Genomic DNA, 21,951 nt, shown 5'->3' with positions numbered 1-21,951 from the left:
TTAGTAGAACGACGCGTCAGACGCGTTCGATTGCCAATGCCAGACCCTGGCCGACGCCGACGCACATGGTCGCCAGGCCTTTCTTGCCACCGGTCTTTTCCAAGTGGTGCAGCGCCGTCATCACCAAGCGCGCCCCGCTCATGCCCAACGGATGGCCCAGGGCAATGGCGCCGCCGTTAGGGTTGACCTGCGGCGCATCGTCCGCCAGCCCCAGTTCGCGCAGCACCGCCAGGCCCTGGCTGGCGAAGGCTTCATTGAGTTCGATCACATCGAAATCGGCGACCGCCAGGCCCAGGCGCTCAGTGAGCTTGCGCACCGCCGGCACCGGGCCGATGCCCATCACCCGTGGCGCCACGCCGGCACTGGCCATGCCCAGCACTTTGCCCCGTGGCGTCAGGCCGTGTTTCTTCACCGCTTCGGCCGACGCCAGGATCAACGCCGCCGCGCCATCGTTCACACCCGAGGCGTTGCCGGCAGTGACGGTCTTGTCCGGGCCATTGACCGGTTTGAGTTTGCTCAAGGTTTCCAGCGTGGTGTCAGCGCGAGGGTGCTCGTCCTGCTCGACCACGGTTTCGCCTTTCTTATGAGCAATGCGCACCGCAACGATTTCCTCGGCGAAAAATCCTGCGGCCTGGGCCGCTGCCGTGCGTTGTTGGCTGCGCAGGGCGAAAGCATCCTGGTCGGCGCGCGACACGGCGTAATCGTCGGCCACGTTGTCCGCCGTCTGTGGCATCGCGTCCACACCGTACTGGGCTTTCATCAATGGGTTGATGAAGCGCCAGCCGATGGTGGTGTCTTCCAGTTTCATGTTGCGCGAGAACGCCGAGTCGGCCTTGCCCATCACGAACGGTGCGCGGGACATCGACTCCACGCCGCCAGCGATGGCCAAATCCATTTCACCGCTGGCAATGGCGCGAAACGCCGTGCCTACAGCGTCCATGCCCGAGGCACAGAGGCGGTTGAGGGTCACCCCGGGAATGCTCTCTGGCAGGCCTGCCAGCAACAGCGCCATGCGCGCCACGTTGCGGTTGTCTTCACCCGCCTGGTTGGCGCAGCCGAGGAACACCTCGTCCACAGAGCTCCAGTCCACCGATGGGTTGCGCTCCATCAGCGCCTTGATCGGCACGGCCGCCAGGTCATCGGCGCGCACAGCGGATAGACCGCCGCCAAACCGGCCGATAGGGGTTCGAATCGCATCACAGATATACACGTCGCGCATCAGGCTTCTCCCGGTGCCTGGCCGTGGGCCGCCGCGGTACGAGCTTCAAGATCGCGCAATGCGCGCAGCTCCACCTCGGTCGGTTCGGCGGTGGTTTGCACCTGGTCGGCGAAACGGATCGCCCACCCGGTGGCGGCAATGACTTGCTCGCGGGTCACGCCGGGGTGCAGCGCGGTGACCACGAACTCATGGCTGCCGGCTTCCGGCTCCATGATGCACAGGTCGGTGATGATGCCCACGGGACCGGCACCTGGCAGGCCCAAGCGCTTGCGCGAATCGCCACCCTCGCCATGACCGACCGAGGTGATGAAGTCCAGCTTGTCGACAAACGAACGTGCCGACTGCTTGAGGATGATCAACACGCTCTTGGCCGAACCGGCGATTTCCGGTGCGCCACCAGCACCCGGCAGGCGGACTTTCGGCTGATGATAGTCGCCCACCACCGTGGTGTTGATGTTGCCGAAGCGGTCGACCTGGGCAGCGCCGAGGAAACCGACGTCAATACGCCCGCCCTGCAACCAGTAGCGGAAAATCTCCCCGGTCGGGACGACGGTATCGGCGGTTTCCGCCAACTCACCGTCGCCAATGGACAACGGCAGCACGCTGGGCTTGGCACCGATCGGACCAGACTCGTAGATCAGCACTACATCCGGCGACGAGGTCAGCCGCGCCAGGTTGGCCGCTTTCGACGGCAGGCCGATGCCAACGAAGCATACGGCGTTGTTCTGCAAGCGACGCGCCGCGGCGACGGTCATCATTTCATTGGTGGAGTAAGTCATGATTTCACCTGCGAAGCGGCTGCCAGTCTGGCCTGGAACTCACTGAAATCCTTGGTGCCATGGATGTATTCATCGATCCATGCAGTAAACGTCTCACGATCCCGGGCGATCGGATCCCACGCCTGGTAGAAACGATTGTCACGTTCGGTGTAGCCATGGGCGTAGGACGGATGGGCCCCGCCCGGTACCAGGCACACGGCGCTCAACGCCCAGGTCGGCAGGACACAGGCGTTCATCGGCGCATTCAGGTCGTCGACGATTTCTTCCACGGTGACGATGCAACGCTTGGCGGCCAGGGCGGCTTCTTTCTGCACACCGAGAATGCCCCACAGCAACACATTGCCCTTGCGGTCGGCTTTCTGGGCGTGGATCACCGTGATGTCCGGGCGCACCGAAGGTACGGCGGCCAAGACTTCACCGGTGAAGGGACAGGTCACGCTCTTGATCAACGGGTTGACCTTCGGCAGGTCGGAGCCGGCGTAGGCCCGCAACACCGCGAACGGCAGGCCGGAGGCGCCAGCGACGTAGGCGTTGGCCAGGTCGGCATGGCTGTGTTCCTCGATCTCCAGCGGGTGCGGCCATTGTTTCTCCACTGCATCGCGCAGGCGGTGCAACGACCCGACGCCAGGGTTGCCGCCCCAGGAAAAAATCAACTTGCGAGCACAGCCGGCGCCGATCAACTGGTCGTAGATCAGGTCAGGCGTCATGCGCACCAGGGTCAGGTCTTTCTTGCCCTGACGAATGATTTCATGACCCGCCGCCGTCGGAATCAGATGAGTGAAGCCTTCGAGCGCGACGGTATCGCCGTCGTTGACGAATTGCTTCACCGCGTCGTGCAGCGAAAGGATTTCAGCCATGGGGCAGGCTCCCGTTTTCCAGTAGACCGACATGAAGAAAAAGGCGCGAGGTTAGGCGCCGGAGTGACTGAAGATTAAGCTGCGGGAAAAGGCCGAACAATCCGATAATCGACTGAGTGTTCGTTTATCGAACAGATTGTTGTTTGGCTATCGATTTTTTCAGACACTCCGACCTTGTGGGATCGAGCCGGCTCGCGATAGCGGTGTGTCAGCCACCGCATGTGGGGCTGACCCAACGTTTCGCGAGCAGGCTCGCTCCCACAGATCCATCACAGGACTCATAGTCCTTGGATCAGGTCGCATCCGCATGGCTGACCATGCCCTTGATCACCACCGCCGTGGTGGCCAGGGCCGCCGGGATCACCAAGGCAGTCAGGACCTGTTCGAAATTCCAGCCCAGGCCCAGCAGGGTCGCGCCCATCCAGGCGCCGAGGATCGCGCCGAAACGACCGATACCCAGCATCCACGACACACCGGTGGCACGGCCCTGGGTCGGGTAGAAACGCGCGGCCAGGGATGGCATCGCCGATTGCGCGCCGTTGACACACATGCCCGCCACCAGCACTAGCGTGGCGAGCAAGGTGATGTTGCCCAGGCTCTGCCCCACCGCGTAGGCAAACAGCCCGGCCATCAGATAGAAAAGGCCGATGACCTTGTGCGGATTGAACCGGTCCATCGCCCAGCCCACCCCGACAGCGCTCAACACGCCGCCAAACTGAAACAACGCACCGATAAACGCAGCCTGTTCCATGCTCGCGCCGCTGTCGCGCATCAGGGTCGGCAACCAACTGGTCAACAGGTAGACGATCACCAGGCCCATGAAATAGGTCAGCCACAGCAATAACGTACCGACGCTGTAGGTGCCGGAGAAAATCACCGCCAGCACGTTGCGGGCCTTCACGGTTTTCTGTTCCGGCACACTGAAGCTCGCCGCTTGGGCGACGATGGCCGGATCGATCGGCGCCAAGGTCTTGCGCACTTTGTCGCTGCCGCGATTGCGCACCACCAGGTAACGCGCCGACTCCGGCAGCCACAACAGCAGGACGACCGCCAGGATCAATGGCAGGATCCCGCCGATCAGCAACAGGCTGTGCCAGCCGAATGCCGGGATCAGCTTGGCGGAGATGAACCCGCCGCCGGCCATGCCCAGATTGAAGCCGCAGAACATGCTGGTCACCAACAGGGATTTCTTGCGCTCCGGGGTGTATTCCGAGAGCAAGGTGGTAGCGTTCGGCATCCCGGCGCCTAATCCCAGGCCGGTGAGGAAGCGCAACACCAACAATTGATCGACGCTGGTGCTGTAGGCCGACGCCAGGCTGAACGCGCCAAACAGCAGGACCGCGCCCACCAACACGACTTTTCGCCCGAAGCGGTCAGCCAATGGCCCGGAACCTAGCGCGCCGAAGACCATGCCGATCAGCGCGGCACTCATCACCGGGCCAAGGCTGGCGCGATCGATCCCCCAATCCTGGGACAGGGCCGGGGCGATGAAACCCATGGCCGCCGTATCGAGGCCGTCGAGGAAGACAATCAGGAAACAGAGAATCACCACCCGCCATTGGTAGCGCGAAATGGGCTGGGCATTGATGAAGGACTGCACATCGAGGCAGGAGCCTACGGAGGTCTGGGGCTGGTTCATTTTATTTTTATTCCACGCAAGAAACGCAGGCGAACGGACAGAGACCGGCGAAACTCGCCGGATGACGCTGCGCGACATTAATGAGGCCAGGCAAAGACCGTCAATTCATCGCCGCTGACTGTGTGCGTTTATCGAACAGCTTAAGTGAACAGCTGCGCGCTCAAGTCGCGACTGGCCCCCAACAGACCGGGCAGGAAGCGTTGTTCCAACTCATTGCGGCTGACCCGTCCGGCGTGGGTACTGACATTCAGTGCCGCTACCACCTGGCCGGAAGCGTCGTAGACCGGCACGGCAATCGAACGCAGGCCCTGCTCCAGTTCCTGGTCAACGATGCACCAGCCCTGCTGCCGTACCTGTTGCAGGCACTCAAGCAACGCTTCGGGGGTGTGCAAGGTCCGGCTGGTCTTGGCTTGCAGGTCGGCGTGGTCGAGGTAGTCACGCAACGATGCATCATCCAGGGCGGCCAGGAGAATCCTGCCCATTGAAGTGCAATAGGCTGGCAGACGCCCGCCAACCGATAGATCGACCGAAATCAGGCGCTGGGTGGTGGCGGACCGGGCGATATAGAGGATGTCGTCGCCTTCGAGCGTCGCCATGTTGCAGGCTTCGTGCAATTGTTCGCTCATGCGGTCCAGGTACGGCTGGGCGGAAACGGCCAGGGGCGTCGAGGACAGATAGGCGTGCCCCAGGGTCAGCACTTTGGGCAGCAGCGAATAGGTGCGCCCGTCCGTGGTGGCGTAGCCAAGCTTGATCAAGGTATGCAGGCAACGCCGGACGGCGGCGCGAGGAATTTCCGTGCGGTGGCTGATCTGGGCGATCGTCAGGTGCCGCTTGCGCTCCTGGAAGGCCTGGACTACGGCCAACCCGCGGGCCAGGGACGTCATGAAGTCGGGATCACCGGTCAGGGCCTGGATCCGTTTGGCCGGCGAGGCGACGATCGGTGGCGCGACTGAAGTGAAGGCATTGCGCAATTGGTCGTTCATGTCTGGTCCTTCCCCGGGAATGACGGCTATTACAAGCGGCTGCCTGACGGATCGACAAGAGCCGGACCGCCAACAGCGTTCGATTATCGAACCGACGACCGATAATCGCAATCCCGTCGCCAGCCGGCGAACTCGCGATAACAAGTTGAGCGACAGTGGCAGCGGTTTGAGGTGAAGAATGCGGGCGATATTGAACTTGTCGCCTTGAACGGTATCAGGATACCGGCACTCGCCAGCATCTTCTGAAACCTCATTGACACAAGTTTGGACATACAAACATCGACTCACACAACAGCAGGCCCTTTAAATTTTTCCCGATAGTGTTATTCAGCTAGACCGCTATAATGCAATTCAGCGACGGTGCGGCCAATCGACCGCTCCCATACGCAGGCGCCGTGGTTGATACCGTGGTGCCCGAAGCATCTTCAAGGATCGCTTCCCCTGTATTGGCAACAACACGAAGCCCTGATGCTACGTCAGCTGTCAGCTCTGGTGCCGTGGCCGTCTGCATGTCTACATGCAGTGCGTATCACCAGATTCAATTTCAATTAATTAGGTAGAACTGTGACGAAAGACGAACTGCGCGCGGAACTTGAGCGCCAGGAACAACGTTACAAGGAAGTTTACGGCGGGGAAATCACCACCTACGCCGCGCAACCTGAACCGGAACGCAAACCCTGGCGTAAGCGCGCCACCGTTCAGGACCAGGCCTTCACCCAGGAACTCCAGAAGATGGAAAAAGAACTCAAAGCCGAAGAGCAGTGACGCTCTGGGCCAGATGTTCTTGTGAAGAGGTCTCCGGTCGCCACCCAGGCTGGAAACCGTAGTGCACGCCCGCCATGAGCGGGCCGCCATCCTTTCCCCGCCCGACGGCTGGGACGCGTCTATGGCCGACCTTCTTTCAGATATTTCATACAACCGCGTGAGGCGCTCGTCAGCTTGCGACGATCCTGTTCGGGTGCGCTTTGCGCCCCTGAATCAAAGGGTTACGTACCCCGCGGAAAACCTGGCACCAGAGGCTTTCCTACAAATTATTTCGTTGAAGAATGTTACCGATGAGCAGGCAATGCATCGATTGCCAAGGTTTTCTGGCATAATCGCGCCCCCTTACGACCGGGTCAGAAAACCTTCATGATCGATTTATTCAGCGGACTGGATGCTTGGGTGCTTGTGAGCCTCTTGCTCGCCCTGGCTTTTGTCCTCGCCTTCGAGTTCATCAACGGCTTTCATGACACCGCTAACGCGGTTGCCACTGTTATCTACACCAAAGCCATGCCGCCCCATCTGGCGGTGTTCTTTTCCGGTGTGTTCAATTTCCTCGGTGTACTGCTGGGCGGCGTGGGGGTGGCGTACGCCATCGTTCACCTGCTGCCCGTGGAGCTGCTGATCAATGTGAACACCGGACACGGGCTGGCCATGGTGTTTTCGCTGCTCGCAGCGGCCATCACCTGGAACCTGGGCACCTGGTACTTCGGTATCCCGGCGTCCAGCTCCCATACCTTGATCGGCTCGATCCTCGGCGTGGGCCTGGCCAACGCGTTGATCAACGATATCCCGTTGGCCGACGGGGTGAACTGGCAGAAGGCGATCGATATCGGCGCCTCCCTGGTGTTCTCGCCCATGGCCGGCTTCCTGATCGCCGCCCTGGTGCTGATCGGCCTGAAGTGGTGGCGTCCGCTGTCGAAGATGCACAAGACGCCGGAGCAGCGCCGCAAGATCGACGACAAGAAACACCCGCCGTTCTGGAACCGCCTGGTGCTGGTGATCTCGGCCATGGCCGTCAGCTTTGTCCACGGCTCCAACGATGGTCAAAAAGGTATCGGCTTGATCATGCTGGTGCTGATCGGCATCGTGCCTTCGCAGTTCGTCCTCGACCTGAGCAGCACCACCTATCAAATCGAGCGGACCCGCGATGCGACCTTGCACCTGAGCCAGTTCTACCAGCGCAACAGCGAATCCCTGGGGGAATTCCTGGCTCTGGGTAAAAGCGTGGAAGGCGATCTGCCGGAGAAATTCCGCTGCAACCCGCAACAGACCGAACCCACCATCGACGCGCTGCTCAGCACCCTCAAAGGTGTGGCGGACTACCATTCGCTGCCGTCTGAAAGCCGTATCGAAGTACGTCGCTACCTGCTCTGCCTGGATGACACGGCGAAGAAGGTCGGCAAGTTGCCTGGCTTGGCCGCCCGTGAAAAAGACGACCTGAACAAGCTGCGCAAGGACCTGACCGGTACCACCGAATACGCCCCGTTCTGGGTGATCCTGGCGGTCGCCCTGGCGCTGGGCCTGGGTACCATGGTCGGCTGGAAGCGTGTGGTGCTCACCATCGGTGAGAAGATCGGCAAACAAGGCATGACCTACGCCCAGGGTATGTCGGCCCAGATCACCACCGCGTGCATGATTGGCATGGCGAACATCTTCAGCCTGCCGGTCTCCACCACTCACGTACTGTCCTCGGGCGTGGCCGGCACCATGGTCGCGAACAAGAGCGGCCTGCAAGGTGGCACTGTGCGCAACATCCTGCTGGCCTGGGTATTGACCCTGCCGGCAACGGTGGCGCTGTCGGCCGGGTTGTTCTGGCTGGCGTCCAAGGCCTTGGGTAGCTGATTCCAGTAGCTCACAAAAAAGGTGCGGTCCTGGCGGATCGCACCTTTTTTTATGCCCAACAGAAAACCCTGTGGGAGCGAGCCTGCTCGCGATAGCGGTGTGTCAACCACTATTCATATTGGCTGAACTGACACTATCGCGAGCAGGCTCGCTCCCACAGTTGTTGTGTGTGAAATAGAAAAATTTGCTGCTCAAAAAAAAGGGCGACCGAAGTCGCCCAAAATGCCTTGCGTGCTCGTTGTCGCTGGAAAGACCTACGGTTTTTTCCGCTTGTGTGCGTCTTTCCAGATGAATAATCCAAAGCCTGCGAAAAATACGAACATGAGGCCGACCGTCAACACCCCGGCAAACACCACATTATCGAAAAACATGACTGGCCTCCTGGTCTTGCCCCTGTTGCGATGGGTTCAAGTTAACCAATCAGGCCTGGATGAAAATTGACCGGGGTCAATAACGCCCGCAACGGGGCGAAAAGGAGGGGCAATAACTGATCTGCATCAATGGATCGAGGGGGTTCAGCGCTTTTTCGGTTTGTTTTTCGGCTTTTTCTTGGGCTTGCCCAAAGGCATGGCCTGTTCGAAAGCCTGACGGACTTCGTTAAGGCGTTTTTCATTGAGGTCGTGAACGCGCTTGGCGCGCTCGGCACTGAGGTCGATCAGCTTGTCGTCTTGGCTCATGGCGTGTGGGCATCGTGCAGTGAATTGCGGTGTGCCCATGATGCGTGCTGTTGGCGGCGTTGACCAGCCTGTGCGGGAGGGCAAACGCCTGAATCAGATCTGGATATCGACCCACAGGCCCTGGCGGGACTCTTCGTCTATCAGCGGCACCACCGGCACGGTGTTGTCGGCATTGAGTTCGGTACCCGGTACGGCCAGATGTTCTTCAGGGTCTTGATCGGCCTCGCGGCGGCGCCTTTGGCGCTCCTGCTGGCGACGCTGTTCTTCGCGCAACAGCAGCGCGGCCTCTTCCGGGTCGCGATTTTGCAGGTCGATGGTGCTTTCGTTAGAGCTCTGCTGCACCGGGACCACGGGCGGTATGTCCGGTCGCTGGCGAACCGGATCCTGTTGAGCGGTGATGGGTACGGCGCTCAAAGGGAGCATGGGTGGCAACATAAAGGTCTCCTGTCTTCAGGTTGTCGGCTAGGATAGTGGCAGCTTGAACCGCCGGTCTGAAACTTGTGACCCAGTTGGCATTGCTGCAATCCCCGGGGCCGAGCTTGTTTGATCGCAGGGCAAGCTTAAGTTCCGTGTCGTCGGTAATGAATCAGCGTGCGTAAATCCTTTGGTCTGAAGGTTCCTTCCGTTAAGATAACCGGCTTTTTCAAGGCGGGAGTCAGGCAGCATGGCGCAGCAGTATCAACCGGGGCAACGCTGGATCAGTGACAGCGAAGCCGAGCTGGGTTTAGGCACCGTTCTGGCACAGGACGGCCGCTTGTTGACCGTGCTCTATCCGGCCACTGGCGACACTCGCCAGTACGCGCTACGGAATGCGCCGCTCACCCGTGTACGGTTTTCCCCGGGCGATGTGATCACTCACTTCGAAGGCTGGAAAATGACCGTGCGCGAAGTCGATGATGTCGATGGGCTGCTGGTCTACCACGGCCTCAATGGGCAGAACGAAGTCGTCACCCTGCCGGAAACCCAGCTCTCGAATTTCATCCAGTTCCGCCTGGCCAGCGACCGTCTGTTCGCCGGTCAGATCGACCCACTGGCCTGGTTCTCCCTGCGCTACCACACCCTGGAGCACACCAGTCGCCAGTTGCAGTCTTCGCTCTGGGGCCTGGGCGGCGTACGCGCACAGCCAATCGCCCACCAGTTGCACATTGCCCGTGAAGTGGCCGACCGCATCGCACCACGGGTGTTGCTGGCGGACGAAGTCGGCCTGGGCAAGACCATCGAAGCCGGACTGGTGATCCACCGTCAACTGCTCTCCGGCCGTGCCAATCGCGTACTGATCCTGGTGCCGGAAAACCTCCAGCATCAGTGGCTGGTGGAAATGCGTCGGCGTTTCAACCTGCAAGTCGCGCTGTTCGACGAAGAACGCTTCATCGAAAGCGATGCCAGCAACCCGTTCGAAGACACCCAGTTGGCCCTGGTGGCGCTGGAGTGGCTGGTGGACGACGAGAAGGCCCAGGACGCGCTGTTCGCCGCCGGCTGGGACCTGATGGTGGTCGACGAAGCTCACCATCTGGTTTGGCACGAAGACCAGGTCAGCCCGCAGTACGCCTTGGTCGAACAGCTCGCCGAGACGATCCCGGGCGTGCTGCTGCTGACCGCGACCCCGGAACAACTGGGCCAGGACAGCCACTTCGCCCGCCTGCGCCTGCTGGACCCCAATCGCTTCCATGACCTGAAGGCCTTCCGCGCCGAGAGCGAAAACTATCGCCCGGTGGCCGAAGCCGTGCAGGAATTGCTGGACAAGGGCCGTCTCTCGCCCGAAGCCCACAAGACCATCCACGGCTTCCTGGGCAACGAAGGCGAAGCCTTGCTGACCGCCGTCAATGACGGCGATGTCGAAGCCAGTGCCCGCCTGGTCCGCGAATTGCTGGACCGCCACGGCACCGGCCGCGTGCTGTTCCGCAATACTCGCGCCGCGGTGCAGGGCTTCCCGGAGCGCAAGCTACACGCCTACCCGCTGCCCTGCCCGGACGAATACCTCGAGCTGCCGTTGGGCGATCATGCCGAGCTGTACCCGGAAGTCAGCTTCCAGGCCCAGCCGGACGCCAGCGAAGAAGAGCGCTGGTGGCGTTTCGACCCGCGGGTCGAGTGGCTGATCGACACGCTGAAAATGCTCAAGCGCACTAAAGTGCTGGTGATCTGCGCCCACGCCGAAACCGCCATGGACCTGGAAGACGCCCTGCGCGTGCGTTCCGGCATCCCGGCCACGGTGTTCCACGAAGGCATGAACATCCTGGAGCGCGACCGCGCGGCAGCCTATTTCGCCGACGAAGAATTCGGCGCCCAGGTGCTGATCTGCTCGGAAATCGGCAGTGAAGGCCGTAACTTCCAATTCGCCCATCATTTGGTGCTGTTCGACCTGCCGTCCCACCCGGACTTGCTGGAGCAGCGCATCGGCCGTCTGGACCGGATCGGCCAGAAACACACCATCGAGCTGCATGTGCCGTACCTGGAAACCAGCCCGCAAGCGCGCTTGTTCCAGTGGTATCACGAAGCCCTGAATGCCTTCCTCAACACCTGCCCGACCGGTAACGCCTTGCAGCATCAGTTCGGCCCGCGCCTGCTGCCCTTGCTGGAAGAAGCCGACGATGGCCAGTGGCAAGCGCTGATCGACGAGGCCCGCGCCGAACGCGAGCGCCTGGAGGCTGAGCTGCACACCGGCCGCGACCGTTTGCTGGAGCTCAACTCCGGCGGCGCGGGTGAAGGCGATGCGCTGGTGGAAGCCATTCTCGAGCAGGACGACCAGTTCACCCTGCCGATCTACATGGAAACCCTGTTCGACGCGTTCGGCATCGACAGCGAGGACCACTCGGAAAACGCCCTGATCCTCAAGCCAAGTGAAAAGATGCTCGACGCCAGCTTCCCGCTGGGCGACGACGAAGGCGTGACCATCACCTACGACCGCAACCAGGCGCTGTCTCGCGAAGACATGCAATTCATCACCTGGGAGCATCCGATGGTGCAAGGCGGCATGGACCTGGTGTTGTCCGGCTCCATGGGCAACACCGCCGTGGCGCTGATCAAGAACAAGGCCCTCAAGCCTGGCACCGTGTTGCTGGAATTGCTCTACGTCAGTGAAGTGGTAGCCCCACGCTCACTGCAACTGGGCCGCTACCTGCCACCGGCCGCCCTGCGCTGCCTGCTGGACGCCAACGGCAACGACCTGGCCGCCCGGGTCTCGTTCGAAACCCTGAACGACCAGCTCGAAAGCGTGCCCCGTGCCAGCGCCAACAAGTTCATCCAGGCCCAGCGCGACCAACTGACGCCACGGATCAACGCCGGCGAAGAGAAAATCGCCCCGCGTCATGCCGAACGCGTGGCCGAGGCCCAGCGCCGCCTGGCCGCCGATACCGACGAGGAACTGGCGCGCCTGACCGCCCTGCAAGCGGTCAACCCGACCGTGCGCGACAGCGAACTGGTGGCCCTGCGCCAACAGCGTGAGCAGGGCCTGGCGATGCTTGAGAAGGCCGCGTTGCGCCTGGAGGCGATTCGGGTGTTGGTGGCGGGCTGATTGCCGCAGCAACCCGACAAAAGGCCCGCAGCGATGCGGGCCTTTTTTTGTGGAACCTGCCATACACAGAACTGTTTAGACCGGAGACATGATCACTGTGGCGAGGGGATTTATCCCCGCTGGGTTGCGCAGCAACCCTCTGCGTTCTAACTAATGATCGTGTTGGTTGATGGATTATGGGGCTGCTGCGCAGCCCAACGGGGATAAATCCCCTCGCCACAAATACACGCGCCTCGGTGCCAGCCTCAAGGACTGTAATACCCCACCGCCACCAGGAAATGCCCGACCTTCTTCAGGTACGCGTGCTTGTCCTCGACCTTGCCGGTCACCGGGTTCTTCCAGCGATATTCATACTCCCCCACGTCCTGCTTGCCGATCATGGCCAGGATCGGTTCCCCCACTGGCTTGCCATCGGGGTCCTTGACCTTGGCGAAGTCGGTATTGATCAATCGCAGGTTGGTGCCGTGGCCGACATAGCGCCGGGTATTGAGATCGACGACAAAGACATACAAGTCATCCTGCAGATAACCGCCCTTAAGGGAGTTAACCGCCGTCAGCGTGGCTTTTTCGTTTTTCAGTAAATCGCTCGAAGCCTTGTCGAGCAAGGCCCTGGCCTGCTCGGCAGAGGCCCGTGGCAGGTAGTAGCCGACGGCCAGGATTCGCTCGCCGACGCGTTGGAAATACACATGCTTGCGCTCGACCTTGCCATCCGCCCAGTTCTGCCAACGGTACTCGGCTTGCTGGATGCCACTGGCCTCGGGGGTTTTCAAGGCGTCCTTGAAGGCTTTGCGCAGATCCGGTCCCAACACTTCGGAAACGTCTCGCCCGATCAGCGCCGAGGAAGGCCCGCCGCTGGCGAGCATCACACCCTGGGTGTCCACCACGAAGACGTAGCGATCCTTGTCGACGAATTCCCCTTGGCGACTGAAGGCGGCAAAAGCTTTGTCGCCGTTGTCGTGGTAATAGGCCAAGGCTTTCTCCAGCAGCGCCCGGGCCGCCTGGCCGTCATCAGGTGTCGCTGCATGAGCCTGTGCCAACCCCAACACAAGCATTACCCCCAGCCAGGCCATCCTGCGAAAAAAACCCATATACGCGCCCCTCGTTCTTGTTGGTATTTCAAGAGCGTAGACGGCGTGGGGTGATGTACGAGTATTCAGGGGATTGCTGGGGGAAATCAGTGGATATGGACATTGACTGAGATGGCGCTATCGCGAGCAAGCTCGCTCCCACACTGGACCGCGTTGGTGGGAGCGAGCTTGCTCGCGATGGCGGTGGCACATTCACCCATGATGCCACTGGCCCTGCGCTATCGCAGGCACGCTCACTTTCACTGGCTCACTGAGCCCGAGCGTTGAGCTGCTGCTGCAAATGCTGGATCTGCGCTTGCAAAGTGTTGATGTTACGGGTGACCTGGCCGCGAAAGGCGTCGAACTCGGCGGTGTTGCCGCCCTTATCCTGCTGGCTCTTGAGCACGATCACGTCCTGTTCCAGACGGTCGATGGCAGAATTGGAGGTGGCTCTTTTCAGGGCGGTGATGTCGGCGCCGATGCTCTTGAGCTGGGCATCCAGGGCACCGCCCTCGCCCTGGCTTTTCAGGGCGGTAACTTCAGTCGCCAGCGTCTTGACCTGGGCCTGGAGCTCCTTGTTGGCCGCTTGCAGTTGAGTGTTGGTGTTCTGCTGTTCAGAGGCCTGGGCAATGAGCTGGGCCAGTTCCTTGTCCAGGTCGGCGGACGGGCCGAAGGTGGCTTGCTGTTGCTTGTACTGCTCCAGCAGTTTGCTGTCGAATTGCCTGCCCTGATCCTGCAGCTTGCTTTCCAACTGCTTGATCTGCAGTTTCAAGGCCTCACTGTCGCTCATCACATTGGACTGACCGGCGACGACCTTGCCGGAAAACTCCTGCAGGCGCCCCGCCGCATCTTCACTGATCCGGGCGAAGCTTTCCTGGGTAGCCACCAATTGCTGCTCCATCATGGAAATCTGCTGGAAGCTCCACCAGGCCAGGAAACCGAACGCACACAGCAGCGCGCCGACCAATGCCCACAGCGGCCCGGTGCTGGGACCCTTGACCTTGGCCGCAGCCACGGGCGCCGGGCGCGCTTGCACGTGGGGCTGGCGGTTGGGCAGGAAATCATCGTCATCGGGAATGTCGGCCCGCATCCGCAGGCTCGGTACATCATCGAAGTCGTCGTTGGCATCGTTACGCATGGGCATGGATTCAACCTTTGAGAAACCGGTGATGGCGTGATGCGGCGAGTATAACCCCCTCGCCCGCCGCACCGATTGACCCCGAACATGACACTCGGTTCATGACGGGCCGATCAGCGGGCATTTTGGACCCTCCACCAAGCGCAAAATTCATCGAGGGCGGTCCACAGGCTGACTTGCGGATCGTAATCCAGATAATGCCGCGCCCGGCTGATGTCCAGGGTGAAACTTTTGTTCATGACCTGCATGCCCAGGCGCGACAGCGTCGGTTCGGGGCGGCCCGGCCACAGCTTGCAGAAACCTTCATTCAAGGCCGCGACACTGTAAGCCAAGCCGTAGGAACGATAACGCCGGACCTGTGGGACTTCCATCTGACGCATCACATAATTGACCACGTCCCATAGCGGAACCGGTGCCCCGTTGCTGATGTTGTAGGCCTTGCCCAAGGCTGAATCGGTCGCCAGCAGGCTGCTGAGCAATGCTTCATTGAGGTTTTGCACGCTGGTGAAATCCACCCTGTTCAACCCGTTGCCAACAATGGCCAGGCGCCCCTTGCGCTGCATTTTCAACAGGCGCGGGAAAATGCTCATATCACCGGCGCCGGTCACGAAACGCGGGCGCAGGGCCAGCACTTCGAGGCCGAATTCCTGGGCGCCGAAGACCTTCTGCTCGGCCAGGTACTTGGTGGCGGCGTAGGGGTGCTTGAAGCGCTTGGGCACTTGTTCTTCGGTCAGCCCGAGGTGATCACGGCCGTCGAAGTAGATGGACGGCGAGGACAGATGAACCAGGCGGCGAACCTTCTGCTTGAGGCAGGCCTCGACGACATTTTCCGTCACCTGGACATTGCCCTGGTGAAAATCCTGGTAGCGGCCCCAAAGCCCCACGGAGCCGGCGCAATGCACGACGGCCTCGACATCCAGGCACAAATCGCGGGCCAGCAGCGGGTCGCTCAGATCCCCTTGGACAAACTGTGCACCGCGCCGCACCAGGTGCTCCACGCTCTCGGCCCGGCGACCGTTGACCCGTACATCCAGGCCTTGCTCCAGGGCGAAACGCGCAAAGCGCCCGCCGATGAAGCCGCTCGCGCCGGTGACCAGAATTTTCATGAATGCTCCTAAGAAATGCGGTTACGAGCCTCAAGCTACAACCTGCAAATTAATCTGTGCGCTGCTTATTTAGTTGCAGCTTGACGTCTATTGCGGCTCCCAAGGCACCAGCCATTGCCGGGAGGATTGAATCAACTGTTCGGTCAATGAACCGAGCAACTGCCCGCCGTTGCGCCAATAATGCCAGTACAGCGGCACATCGATCGGTTTATCTGCCAACAACTCCACCAGCTCGCCTCGTTCCAGTTGCCCACGCACTTGCAGCTCCGGCGCCAGCCCCCAGCCGAGGCCGGCCTCGGCAAGACGGATGAATCCTTCGGACGACGGGCACAGATGGTGCTCGAAACCGCCCTCCACCCCCAGGGACGCGAGGTAGCGGTGTTGCAGGAAATCGTCCGGGCCAAACACCAGTGCCGGCGTATGGGCCAACTGATCAGCGCGCGCGCCATCGGGGAAATGCCTGGCTATGAACGCCGGACTGGCCAGGGCCCGATAACGCATGGCCCCCAGCAATACGCTGCGGGCGCCAGCCACAGGACGCTCACTGGCGCAAACACACGCCGCCACTTCGCCAGCGCGCATGCGCTTGAGGCCGACGGTCTGGTCTTCTACCACCAAGTCGAGCAACAGATGATGCCGGGCGCAGAAATCGCCCACAGCCGCTGCCCACCACGTCGCCAGGCTGTCGGCATTCAAGGCGATGCGCAGGCGTTCGGGCAGGCCCTCTTCATCCAGTGCCGGTACCAAACTTTGCAGGTCACGCTCTAACAGACGCACCTGTTGCACATGGTTGAGCAAGCGGCGACCGATCTCGGTCGGCGCAGGCGGCGTGGCACGCACCAGTACGGGCTGGCCGACCCGCGCCTCGAGCAGTTTGATGCGCTGGGAAATCGCCGATTGCGACAGCCCCAGTACCTGGGCGGCCCGCTCGAAACCGGCTTGCTCGACGACCGCCGCCAGGGCGGAAAGCAATTTGTAATCGAACATCAGTTTTCCTAATGAGCAATCAGCAAGATTGGTTTTTCTTATACAGCTTGCCACCGGAGAATGGCCAGCATTCAAGCATCGACGGGGGAGTAAAAATCATGTGGCAAAGCTACGTTAACGGACTGCTGGTGGCACTTGGGCTGATCATGGCCATTGGCGCGCAGAACGCGTTTGTGCTGGCCCAGAGCCTGCGTCGCGAGCATCACTTGCCGGTAGCGGCGCTGTGTATCACCTGCGATGCGTTGCTGGTCGCCGCCGGCGTGTTCGGGCTGGCGACCTTGCTGGCTCAAAGCCCGTTGCTGCTGTCGATCGCTCGCTGGGGCGGCGCGATATTCCTGCTCTGGTACGGCAGCCAGGCGTTGCGTCGGGCCTGCTCGAAACAGAGCCTGCAACAAGGGGAAAAACAGGCCGTGCGCTCGCTACGGGCGGTACTGCTCAGCGCGCTGGCGGTGACGCTGCTCAATCCCCACGTGTACCTCGATACCGTGTTGCTGATCGGCTCCCTCGGTGCCCAGCAAAGTGTCCCCGGTGCCTATGTGGTGGGGGCGGCCAGCGCCTCACTGCTGTGGTTCTTCACCCTGGCCTTCGGTGCCGCGTGGCTGGCACCCTGGCTGGCTCGTCCAAGCACCTGGCGGATTCTCGACCTGCTGGTGGCGGCGATGATGTTTACCGTGGCGGTGCAATTGATCGTCAACGGCTGATTATTCCAAACCGCTCTGGAACCTCTATCCCACACAGTTGTTGCGTGGTTATGCCGCACCCCCGGTGCTATGATCCGACTCCTGCGCCGCAAAGAGTACAAACTCCCCGGCGCTAGTCTGGCCGCCCGTGATCGGCCTTGCGCTCACCGCAACTGACCTGATTAGGAGAATCACCATGGCTTTCGAATTGCCGCCGCTGCCCTATCCACACGACGCACTGGCGCCGCACATCTCCAAAGAAACTCTGGAATTCCACCACGACAAGCACCACAACACCTATGTCGTGAACCTGAACAACCTGGTGCCAGGCACCGAGTTCGAAGGCAAGTCCCTGGAAGAAATCGTCAAGACTTCCTCGGGCGGTATCTTCAACAACGCCGCTCAGGTCTGGAACCACACCTTCTACTGGAACTGCCTGGCGCCAAACGCCGGCGGTCAACCAACCGGCGAATTGGCCGAAGCCATCAACAAGGCCTTCGGTTCGTTCGACAAGTTCAAGGAAGAGTTCAGCAAGACTTCCATCGGCACCTTCGGTTCCGGCTGGGGCTGGCTGGTGAAAAAGGCTGACGGATCCCTGGCCCTGGCCAGCACCATCGGCGCCGGCAACCCGCTGACCAGCGGCGACACCCCGCTGCTGACTTGCGACGTCTGGGAACACGCCTACTACATCGACTACCGTAACCTTCGTCCGAAATACGTCGAAGCGTTCTGGAACCTGGTCAATTGGGAATTCGTGGCCGAGCAGTTCAAAGGCAGCAAGGCCTTCGCCGCGTAAGTCGCGATGCCAGACAAAAGAACCCGGCACCGCGCCGGGTTTTTTTCGCCGGGTAAAAATGTCCGCAGGCAAAATACCTCGCGTCTGGAACCCAAGAAAAAATCCCTGGAGGCCTCAAGTTGCGGCCCCTTCCAACCGACACAATGGTCATAGAGCAAACACTCTGGAAAAAACGTACATCGGTCAGGTTTCAAGCGAAAACCCTTGTGTTTGATTGTCCCTTTGACTGCCATCACAGGATTGCCAATACTCATGGCAACTTGACGCTACCCGCACGGAACAAGGAACCACTCTTTGAAGCTGGAACTCAAGAACAGCTTGTCTGTGAAGTTGCTCCGGGTCGTGCTCCTCTCGGCATTGATCGTTGGCATGATCTTGAGCTGCGCCCAGATCGTGTTCGATGCCTATAAAACCAACCAGGCTGTCGCCAGTGACGCCCACCGTATCCTCGATATGTTCCGCGATCCTTCGACCCAGGCCGTCTACAGCCTGGACCGGGAAATGGGCATGCAAGTGATCGAGGGCCTGTTCCAGGACAAAGCCGTGCGCATGGCTTCCATCGGCCATCCCCGCGAAACCATGCTCGCCGAAAAAACCCGGCCCTTGCAGCACTCCGAAAGCCGCTGGCTGACCGACCTGATCCTGGGCAAGGAGCGCACTTACACCACGCAACTGGTAGGACGCGGGCCCTACAGTGAATATTACGGCGACCTGAGCATTACGCTCGACACCGCCACCTACGGCGAGGGTTTCATCGTCAATTCGGTGATCATCTTCATTTCCGGGATGCTGCGGGCCCTGGCCATGGGCCTGGTGTTGTACCTGGTCTATCACTGGCTGCTGACCAAACCGTTGTCGCGGATCATCGAGCACCTGACTGAAATCAACCCGGATCGCCCCAGCGAGCACAAGATCCCGCAGTTGCGAGGCCACGAGCAAAACGAGCTGGGCCTGTGGATCAATACGGCCAACCAATTGCTCGAATCCATCGAGCGCAACACGCACCTGCGCCACGAAGCGGAAAACAGCCTGCTGCGAATGGCCCAGTACGACTTTCTCACCGGCCTGCCCAACCGTCAGCAGCTTCAACAGCAACTGGACAAGATCCTGGTGGATGCCGGGCGCCTGCAACGCCGGGTAGCGGTGCTGTGTGTGGGGCTGGATGATTTCAAGGGTATCAACGAACAGTTCAGCTACCAGACCGGCGACCAGTTGCTGCTGGCCTTGGCCGATCGGCTGCGGGCCCACAGTGGCCGGCTCGGCGCCCTGGCGCGACTGGGGGGCGACCAGTTCGCCCTGGTCCAGGCCGACATCGAACAGCCCTACGAGGCCGCCGAGCTGGCCCAGAGCATCCTCGATGACCTGGAAGCGCCGTTCATCATCGACGACCAGCAAATCCGCCTGCGGGCCACCATCGGTATCACCCTCTTCCCCGAAGATGGCGACAGCACCGAGAAACTGTTGCAGAAAGCCGAGCAGACCATGACCCTGGCCAAGAGTCGCTCACGCAATCGCTACCAGTTCTACATCGCCAGCGTCGACAGCGAAATGCGCCGCCGGCGTGAACTGGAAAAAGACTTGCGCGAGGCCCTGGCCCGCGAGCAGTTCTCCCTGGTGTACCAGCCACAGATCAGTTACCGCGACCTGCGCGTGGTGGGCACCGAAGCCCTGATCCGCTGGCACCATCCCGAGCACGGCCTGGTGCCGCCGGACCTGTTCATTCCCCTGGCCGAGCAGAACGGCACCATCATCGCCATTGGCGAATGGGTACTGGACCAGGCTTGCAGTCAATTGCGCGAATGGCACGACCAGGGCTTCGTCGACCTGCGCATGGCGGTCAACCTGTCGACGGTGCAACTGCACCACGCCGAATTGCCACGGGTGGTGAACAATCTCCTGCAAATGTACCGGCTGCCGCCGCGCAGCCTGGAGCTGGAAGTCACCGAAACCGGCCTGATGGAAGACATCACCACCGCTGCCCAGCATTTGCTGAGCCTGCGCCGTTCCGGGGCGCTGATTGCCATCGATGACTTCGGGACCGGCTATTCGTCCCTGAGCTACCTCAAGAGCCTGCCGCTGGACAAGATCAAGATCGACAAGAGCTTCGTCCAGGACCTGCTCGACGACGAGGACGACGCCACCATCGTCCGGGCCATCATCCAATTGGGCAAGAGCCTGGGGATGCAGGTCATTGCCGAGGGCGTCGAGACAGTCGAGCAGGAAGCCTACATCATCGCCGAGGGCTGCCACGAAGGTCAGGGGTATTACTACAGCAAACCACTGCCGGCACGGGAATTGGGCGCTTATCTGAAGCAGGCCGAGCGCAGCAAGGTTTCCATCATCTGATTCCCCCCGCCCAGGCGCCTACAGACGCTGCCGAAAGGCAGCGATCCGCATCATTAAATAAGAAATATTTACAACCATAACCCTTTACACATAATGCAAATCTTTCGCATTATGTCGCAGTTTTTGCGCACCCTCGCGCCTGTCCCATCCATCACCGAAGCAGGATGTTCGCCATGATTCGTATGCCCCTGGCTACCGCCAGTCTGCTGGCCATCGCTATTTCCCTCGCCGGTTGCGGCGAAGGCAAAGACAAGGCCGCCGCGCCGCAAGCGCCAACGCCTGCCGCCAGCACCGCGGCACCGGTCGCCCCTGCTGCTGCCGGCAAAGTCGACGAAGCCGCCGCCAAGGCCGTTGTCGCGCACTATGCCGACATCGTCTATGCCGTCTACAGCGATGCCGAATCCACTGCGAAGACCCTGCAAACCGCCGTCGACGCGTTCCTGGCCAAGCCGAACGCCGAGACCCTGAAAGCCGCCAGGGCTGCCTGGGTCGCCGCACGCGTGCCGTACCTGCAAAGCGAAGTGTTCCGCTTCGGCAACACCATCATCGACGACTGGGAAGGCCAGGTGAACGCCTGGCCCCTGGACGAAGGCCTGATCGACTACGTCGACAAGTCCTACGAGCACGCCCTGGGCAACCCGGGCGCCACCGCCAACATCATCGCCAACACTGAAGTCCAGGTGGGCGAAGACAAGGTCGACGTGAAGGACATCACCCCGGAAAAACTCGCCAGTCTCAACGAGCTGGGCGGTTCCGAGGCGAACGTCGCCACCGGCTACCACGCCATCGAATTCCTGCTGTGGGGCCAGGACCTCAACGGCACCGGCCCTGGCGCGGGCAACCGTCCGGCTTCGGACTACCTGCAAGGTGCCGGCGCCACGGGCGGCCACAACGACCGTCGCCGTGCCTACCTCAAGTCCGTGACCCAATTGCTGGTCAGCGACCTGGAAGAAATGGTCGGCAACTGGAAGCCGAACGTGACCGACAACTACCGCGCCACCCTGGAAGCCGAACCAGCCGAAAGCGGCCTGCGCAAGATGCTGTTCGGCATGGGCAGCCTGTCCCTGGGCGAACTGGCGGGCGAGCGCATGAAGGTGTCCCTGGAGGCCAACTCGCCAGAAGACGAGCAGGATTGCTTCAGCGACAACACCCACAACTCGCACTTCTACGATGCCAAGGGCGTGCGCAACGTGTACCTGGGCGAATACACCCGCGTCGACGGTACCAAGATGACCGGTGCCAGCCTTTCGTCCCTGGTGGCCAAGGCCGACCCGGCCGCCGACACCGCGCTCAAGGCCGACCTGGCGGATACCGAGGCCAAGATCCAGGTCATGGTCGATCACGCCAACAAGGGTGAGCACTACGACCAACTGATCGCCGCAGGCAACACTGCCGGCAATCAGATCGTGCGCGACGCCATCGCCGCACTGGTCAAGCAGACCGGTTCGATCGAACAGGCTGCGGGCAAGCTGGGCATCAGCGACCTGAACCCGGACAACGCTGATCACGAGTTCTGATCAACGCGAGAAACAAAACCTGTGGGAGCGAGCCTGCTCGCG

19 protein-coding genes are annotated in these 21,951 nt (G+C 61.1%); 7 read left to right on the top strand and 12 right to left on the bottom strand.

Annotation, left to right across the window (positions count from 1 at the left end):
- Window positions 1–16 precede the first annotated feature (16 nt).
- From pcaF to pcaR, 5 genes are all read right to left on the bottom strand, one after another.
- Complete coding sequence (pcaF, locus tag DTP52_RS25265; protein ID WP_178082503.1) at window positions 17–1,222, bottom strand: 3-oxoadipyl-CoA thiolase; 1,206 nt, start codon at window positions 1,220–1,222, stop codon at window positions 17–19.
- The gene (locus tag DTP52_RS25260; RefSeq protein WP_176689584.1) at window positions 1,219–2,001 is read right to left on the bottom strand and encodes a CoA-transferase subunit beta; all 783 of its coding nucleotides are present in this window, start codon (window positions 1,999–2,001) and stop codon (window positions 1,219–1,221) included. The genes pcaF and DTP52_RS25260 overlap by 4 nt, the downstream gene beginning before the upstream one ends.
- Window positions 1,995–2,855, bottom strand: coding sequence for a CoA transferase subunit A (locus DTP52_RS25255; RefSeq protein WP_109755787.1), 861 nt, complete (start codon window positions 2,853–2,855; stop codon window positions 1,995–1,997). The genes DTP52_RS25260 and DTP52_RS25255 overlap by 7 nt, the downstream gene beginning before the upstream one ends.
- A gap of 292 nt (window positions 2,856–3,147) precedes the next feature.
- Entirely contained in the window at window positions 3,148–4,494 is a 1,347-nt protein-coding gene (locus DTP52_RS25250) for an MFS transporter (protein ID WP_109755786.1), read from the bottom strand.
- 140 nt (window positions 4,495–4,634) lie between these two features.
- The gene (pcaR, locus tag DTP52_RS25245) at window positions 4,635–5,477 is read right to left on the bottom strand and encodes a pca regulon transcriptional regulator PcaR (protein ID WP_003184507.1); all 843 of its coding nucleotides are present in this window, start codon (window positions 5,475–5,477) and stop codon (window positions 4,635–4,637) included.
- 564 nt (window positions 5,478–6,041) lie between these two features.
- Between pcaR and DTP52_RS25240 the strand changes: the two genes are divergently transcribed.
- Entirely contained in the window at window positions 6,042–6,242 is a 201-nt protein-coding gene (locus DTP52_RS25240; protein WP_003198635.1) for a hypothetical protein, read from the top strand.
- Window positions 6,243–6,608: 366 nt separating this feature from the next.
- A complete protein-coding gene (locus DTP52_RS25235) occupies window positions 6,609–8,084 on the top strand; it encodes an inorganic phosphate transporter (protein ID WP_109755785.1) in 1,476 nt (491 codons plus the stop codon).
- A 254-nt stretch (window positions 8,085–8,338) separates the two neighbouring features.
- Here the strand turns inward: DTP52_RS25235 and ccoM are convergent, their stop codons facing one another.
- The 3 genes from ccoM to DTP52_RS25230 form a co-directional block, all read right to left on the bottom strand.
- A complete protein-coding gene (ccoM, locus tag DTP52_RS31505) occupies window positions 8,339–8,455 on the bottom strand; it encodes a cytochrome c oxidase subunit CcoM (protein ID WP_025212288.1) in 117 nt (38 codons plus the stop codon).
- Window positions 8,456–8,599: 144 nt separating this feature from the next.
- Window positions 8,600–8,761 carry a hypothetical protein gene (locus DTP52_RS31240; protein WP_003184513.1) on the bottom strand — a complete coding sequence of 54 codons (162 nt, stop codon included), beginning with the start codon at window positions 8,759–8,761 and terminating at the stop codon, window positions 8,600–8,602.
- A 93-nt stretch (window positions 8,762–8,854) separates the two neighbouring features.
- Window positions 8,855–9,196, bottom strand: a complete 342-nt coding sequence (locus DTP52_RS25230; RefSeq protein WP_109755784.1) for an aspartate-semialdehyde dehydrogenase — start codon at window positions 9,194–9,196, stop codon at window positions 8,855–8,857.
- Between the two features lie 229 nt (window positions 9,197–9,425).
- Between DTP52_RS25230 and rapA the strand changes: the two genes are divergently transcribed.
- Window positions 9,426–12,272: an RNA polymerase-associated protein RapA gene (gene rapA / locus DTP52_RS25225; protein ID WP_109755783.1), complete on the top strand. Its 2,847-nt coding sequence runs from the start codon at window positions 9,426–9,428 to the stop codon at window positions 12,270–12,272.
- A gap of 245 nt (window positions 12,273–12,517) precedes the next feature.
- Here the strand turns inward: rapA and DTP52_RS25220 are convergent, their stop codons facing one another.
- From DTP52_RS25220 to DTP52_RS25205, 4 genes are all read right to left on the bottom strand, one after another.
- Window positions 12,518–13,360, bottom strand: coding sequence for a cache domain-containing protein (locus DTP52_RS25220; RefSeq protein ID WP_109755782.1), 843 nt, complete (start codon window positions 13,358–13,360; stop codon window positions 12,518–12,520).
- A 247-nt stretch (window positions 13,361–13,607) separates the two neighbouring features.
- The gene (locus tag DTP52_RS25215) at window positions 13,608–14,483 is read right to left on the bottom strand and encodes an ATPase (RefSeq protein WP_109755781.1); all 876 of its coding nucleotides are present in this window, start codon (window positions 14,481–14,483) and stop codon (window positions 13,608–13,610) included.
- A 107-nt stretch (window positions 14,484–14,590) separates the two neighbouring features.
- Window positions 14,591–15,583, bottom strand: a complete 993-nt coding sequence (locus tag DTP52_RS25210; RefSeq protein ID WP_109755780.1) for an NAD(P)-dependent oxidoreductase — start codon at window positions 15,581–15,583, stop codon at window positions 14,591–14,593.
- An 87-nt stretch (window positions 15,584–15,670) separates the two neighbouring features.
- The gene (locus DTP52_RS25205; RefSeq protein WP_109755779.1) at window positions 15,671–16,570 is read right to left on the bottom strand and encodes a LysR family transcriptional regulator ArgP; all 900 of its coding nucleotides are present in this window, start codon (window positions 16,568–16,570) and stop codon (window positions 15,671–15,673) included.
- A 98-nt stretch (window positions 16,571–16,668) separates the two neighbouring features.
- Between DTP52_RS25205 and DTP52_RS25200 the strand changes: the two genes are divergently transcribed.
- The 4 genes from DTP52_RS25200 (at window position 16,669) to DTP52_RS25185 (ending at window position 21,909) form a co-directional block, all read left to right on the top strand.
- On the top strand, window positions 16,669–17,271 hold the full coding sequence (locus tag DTP52_RS25200) for a LysE/ArgO family amino acid transporter (protein WP_109755778.1): 603 nt from the start codon (window positions 16,669–16,671) through the stop codon (window positions 17,269–17,271).
- A 175-nt stretch (window positions 17,272–17,446) separates the two neighbouring features.
- Window positions 17,447–18,046, top strand: a complete 600-nt coding sequence (locus DTP52_RS25195) for a superoxide dismutase (RefSeq protein ID WP_109755777.1) — start codon at window positions 17,447–17,449, stop codon at window positions 18,044–18,046.
- 294 nt (window positions 18,047–18,340) lie between these two features.
- Window positions 18,341–20,392 (top strand): bifunctional diguanylate cyclase/phosphodiesterase, encoded by a 2,052-nt coding sequence (locus tag DTP52_RS25190; protein WP_109755776.1) that lies wholly within the window; start codon window positions 18,341–18,343, stop codon window positions 20,390–20,392.
- A 173-nt stretch (window positions 20,393–20,565) separates the two neighbouring features.
- Window positions 20,566–21,909: an imelysin family protein gene (locus DTP52_RS25185; RefSeq protein WP_109755775.1), complete on the top strand. Its 1,344-nt coding sequence runs from the start codon at window positions 20,566–20,568 to the stop codon at window positions 21,907–21,909.
- Window positions 21,910–21,951: the final 42 nt, after the last annotated feature.

This window comes from Pseudomonas sp. 43mfcvi1.1 (genome assembly GCF_900115935.1).
Taxonomy (GTDB): domain Bacteria; phylum Pseudomonadota; class Gammaproteobacteria; order Pseudomonadales; family Pseudomonadaceae; genus Aquipseudomonas; species Aquipseudomonas bijieensis.
Note: the sequence above shows the minus strand (reverse complement) of the source record. Positions and strands in the feature narration are given on the sequence as shown.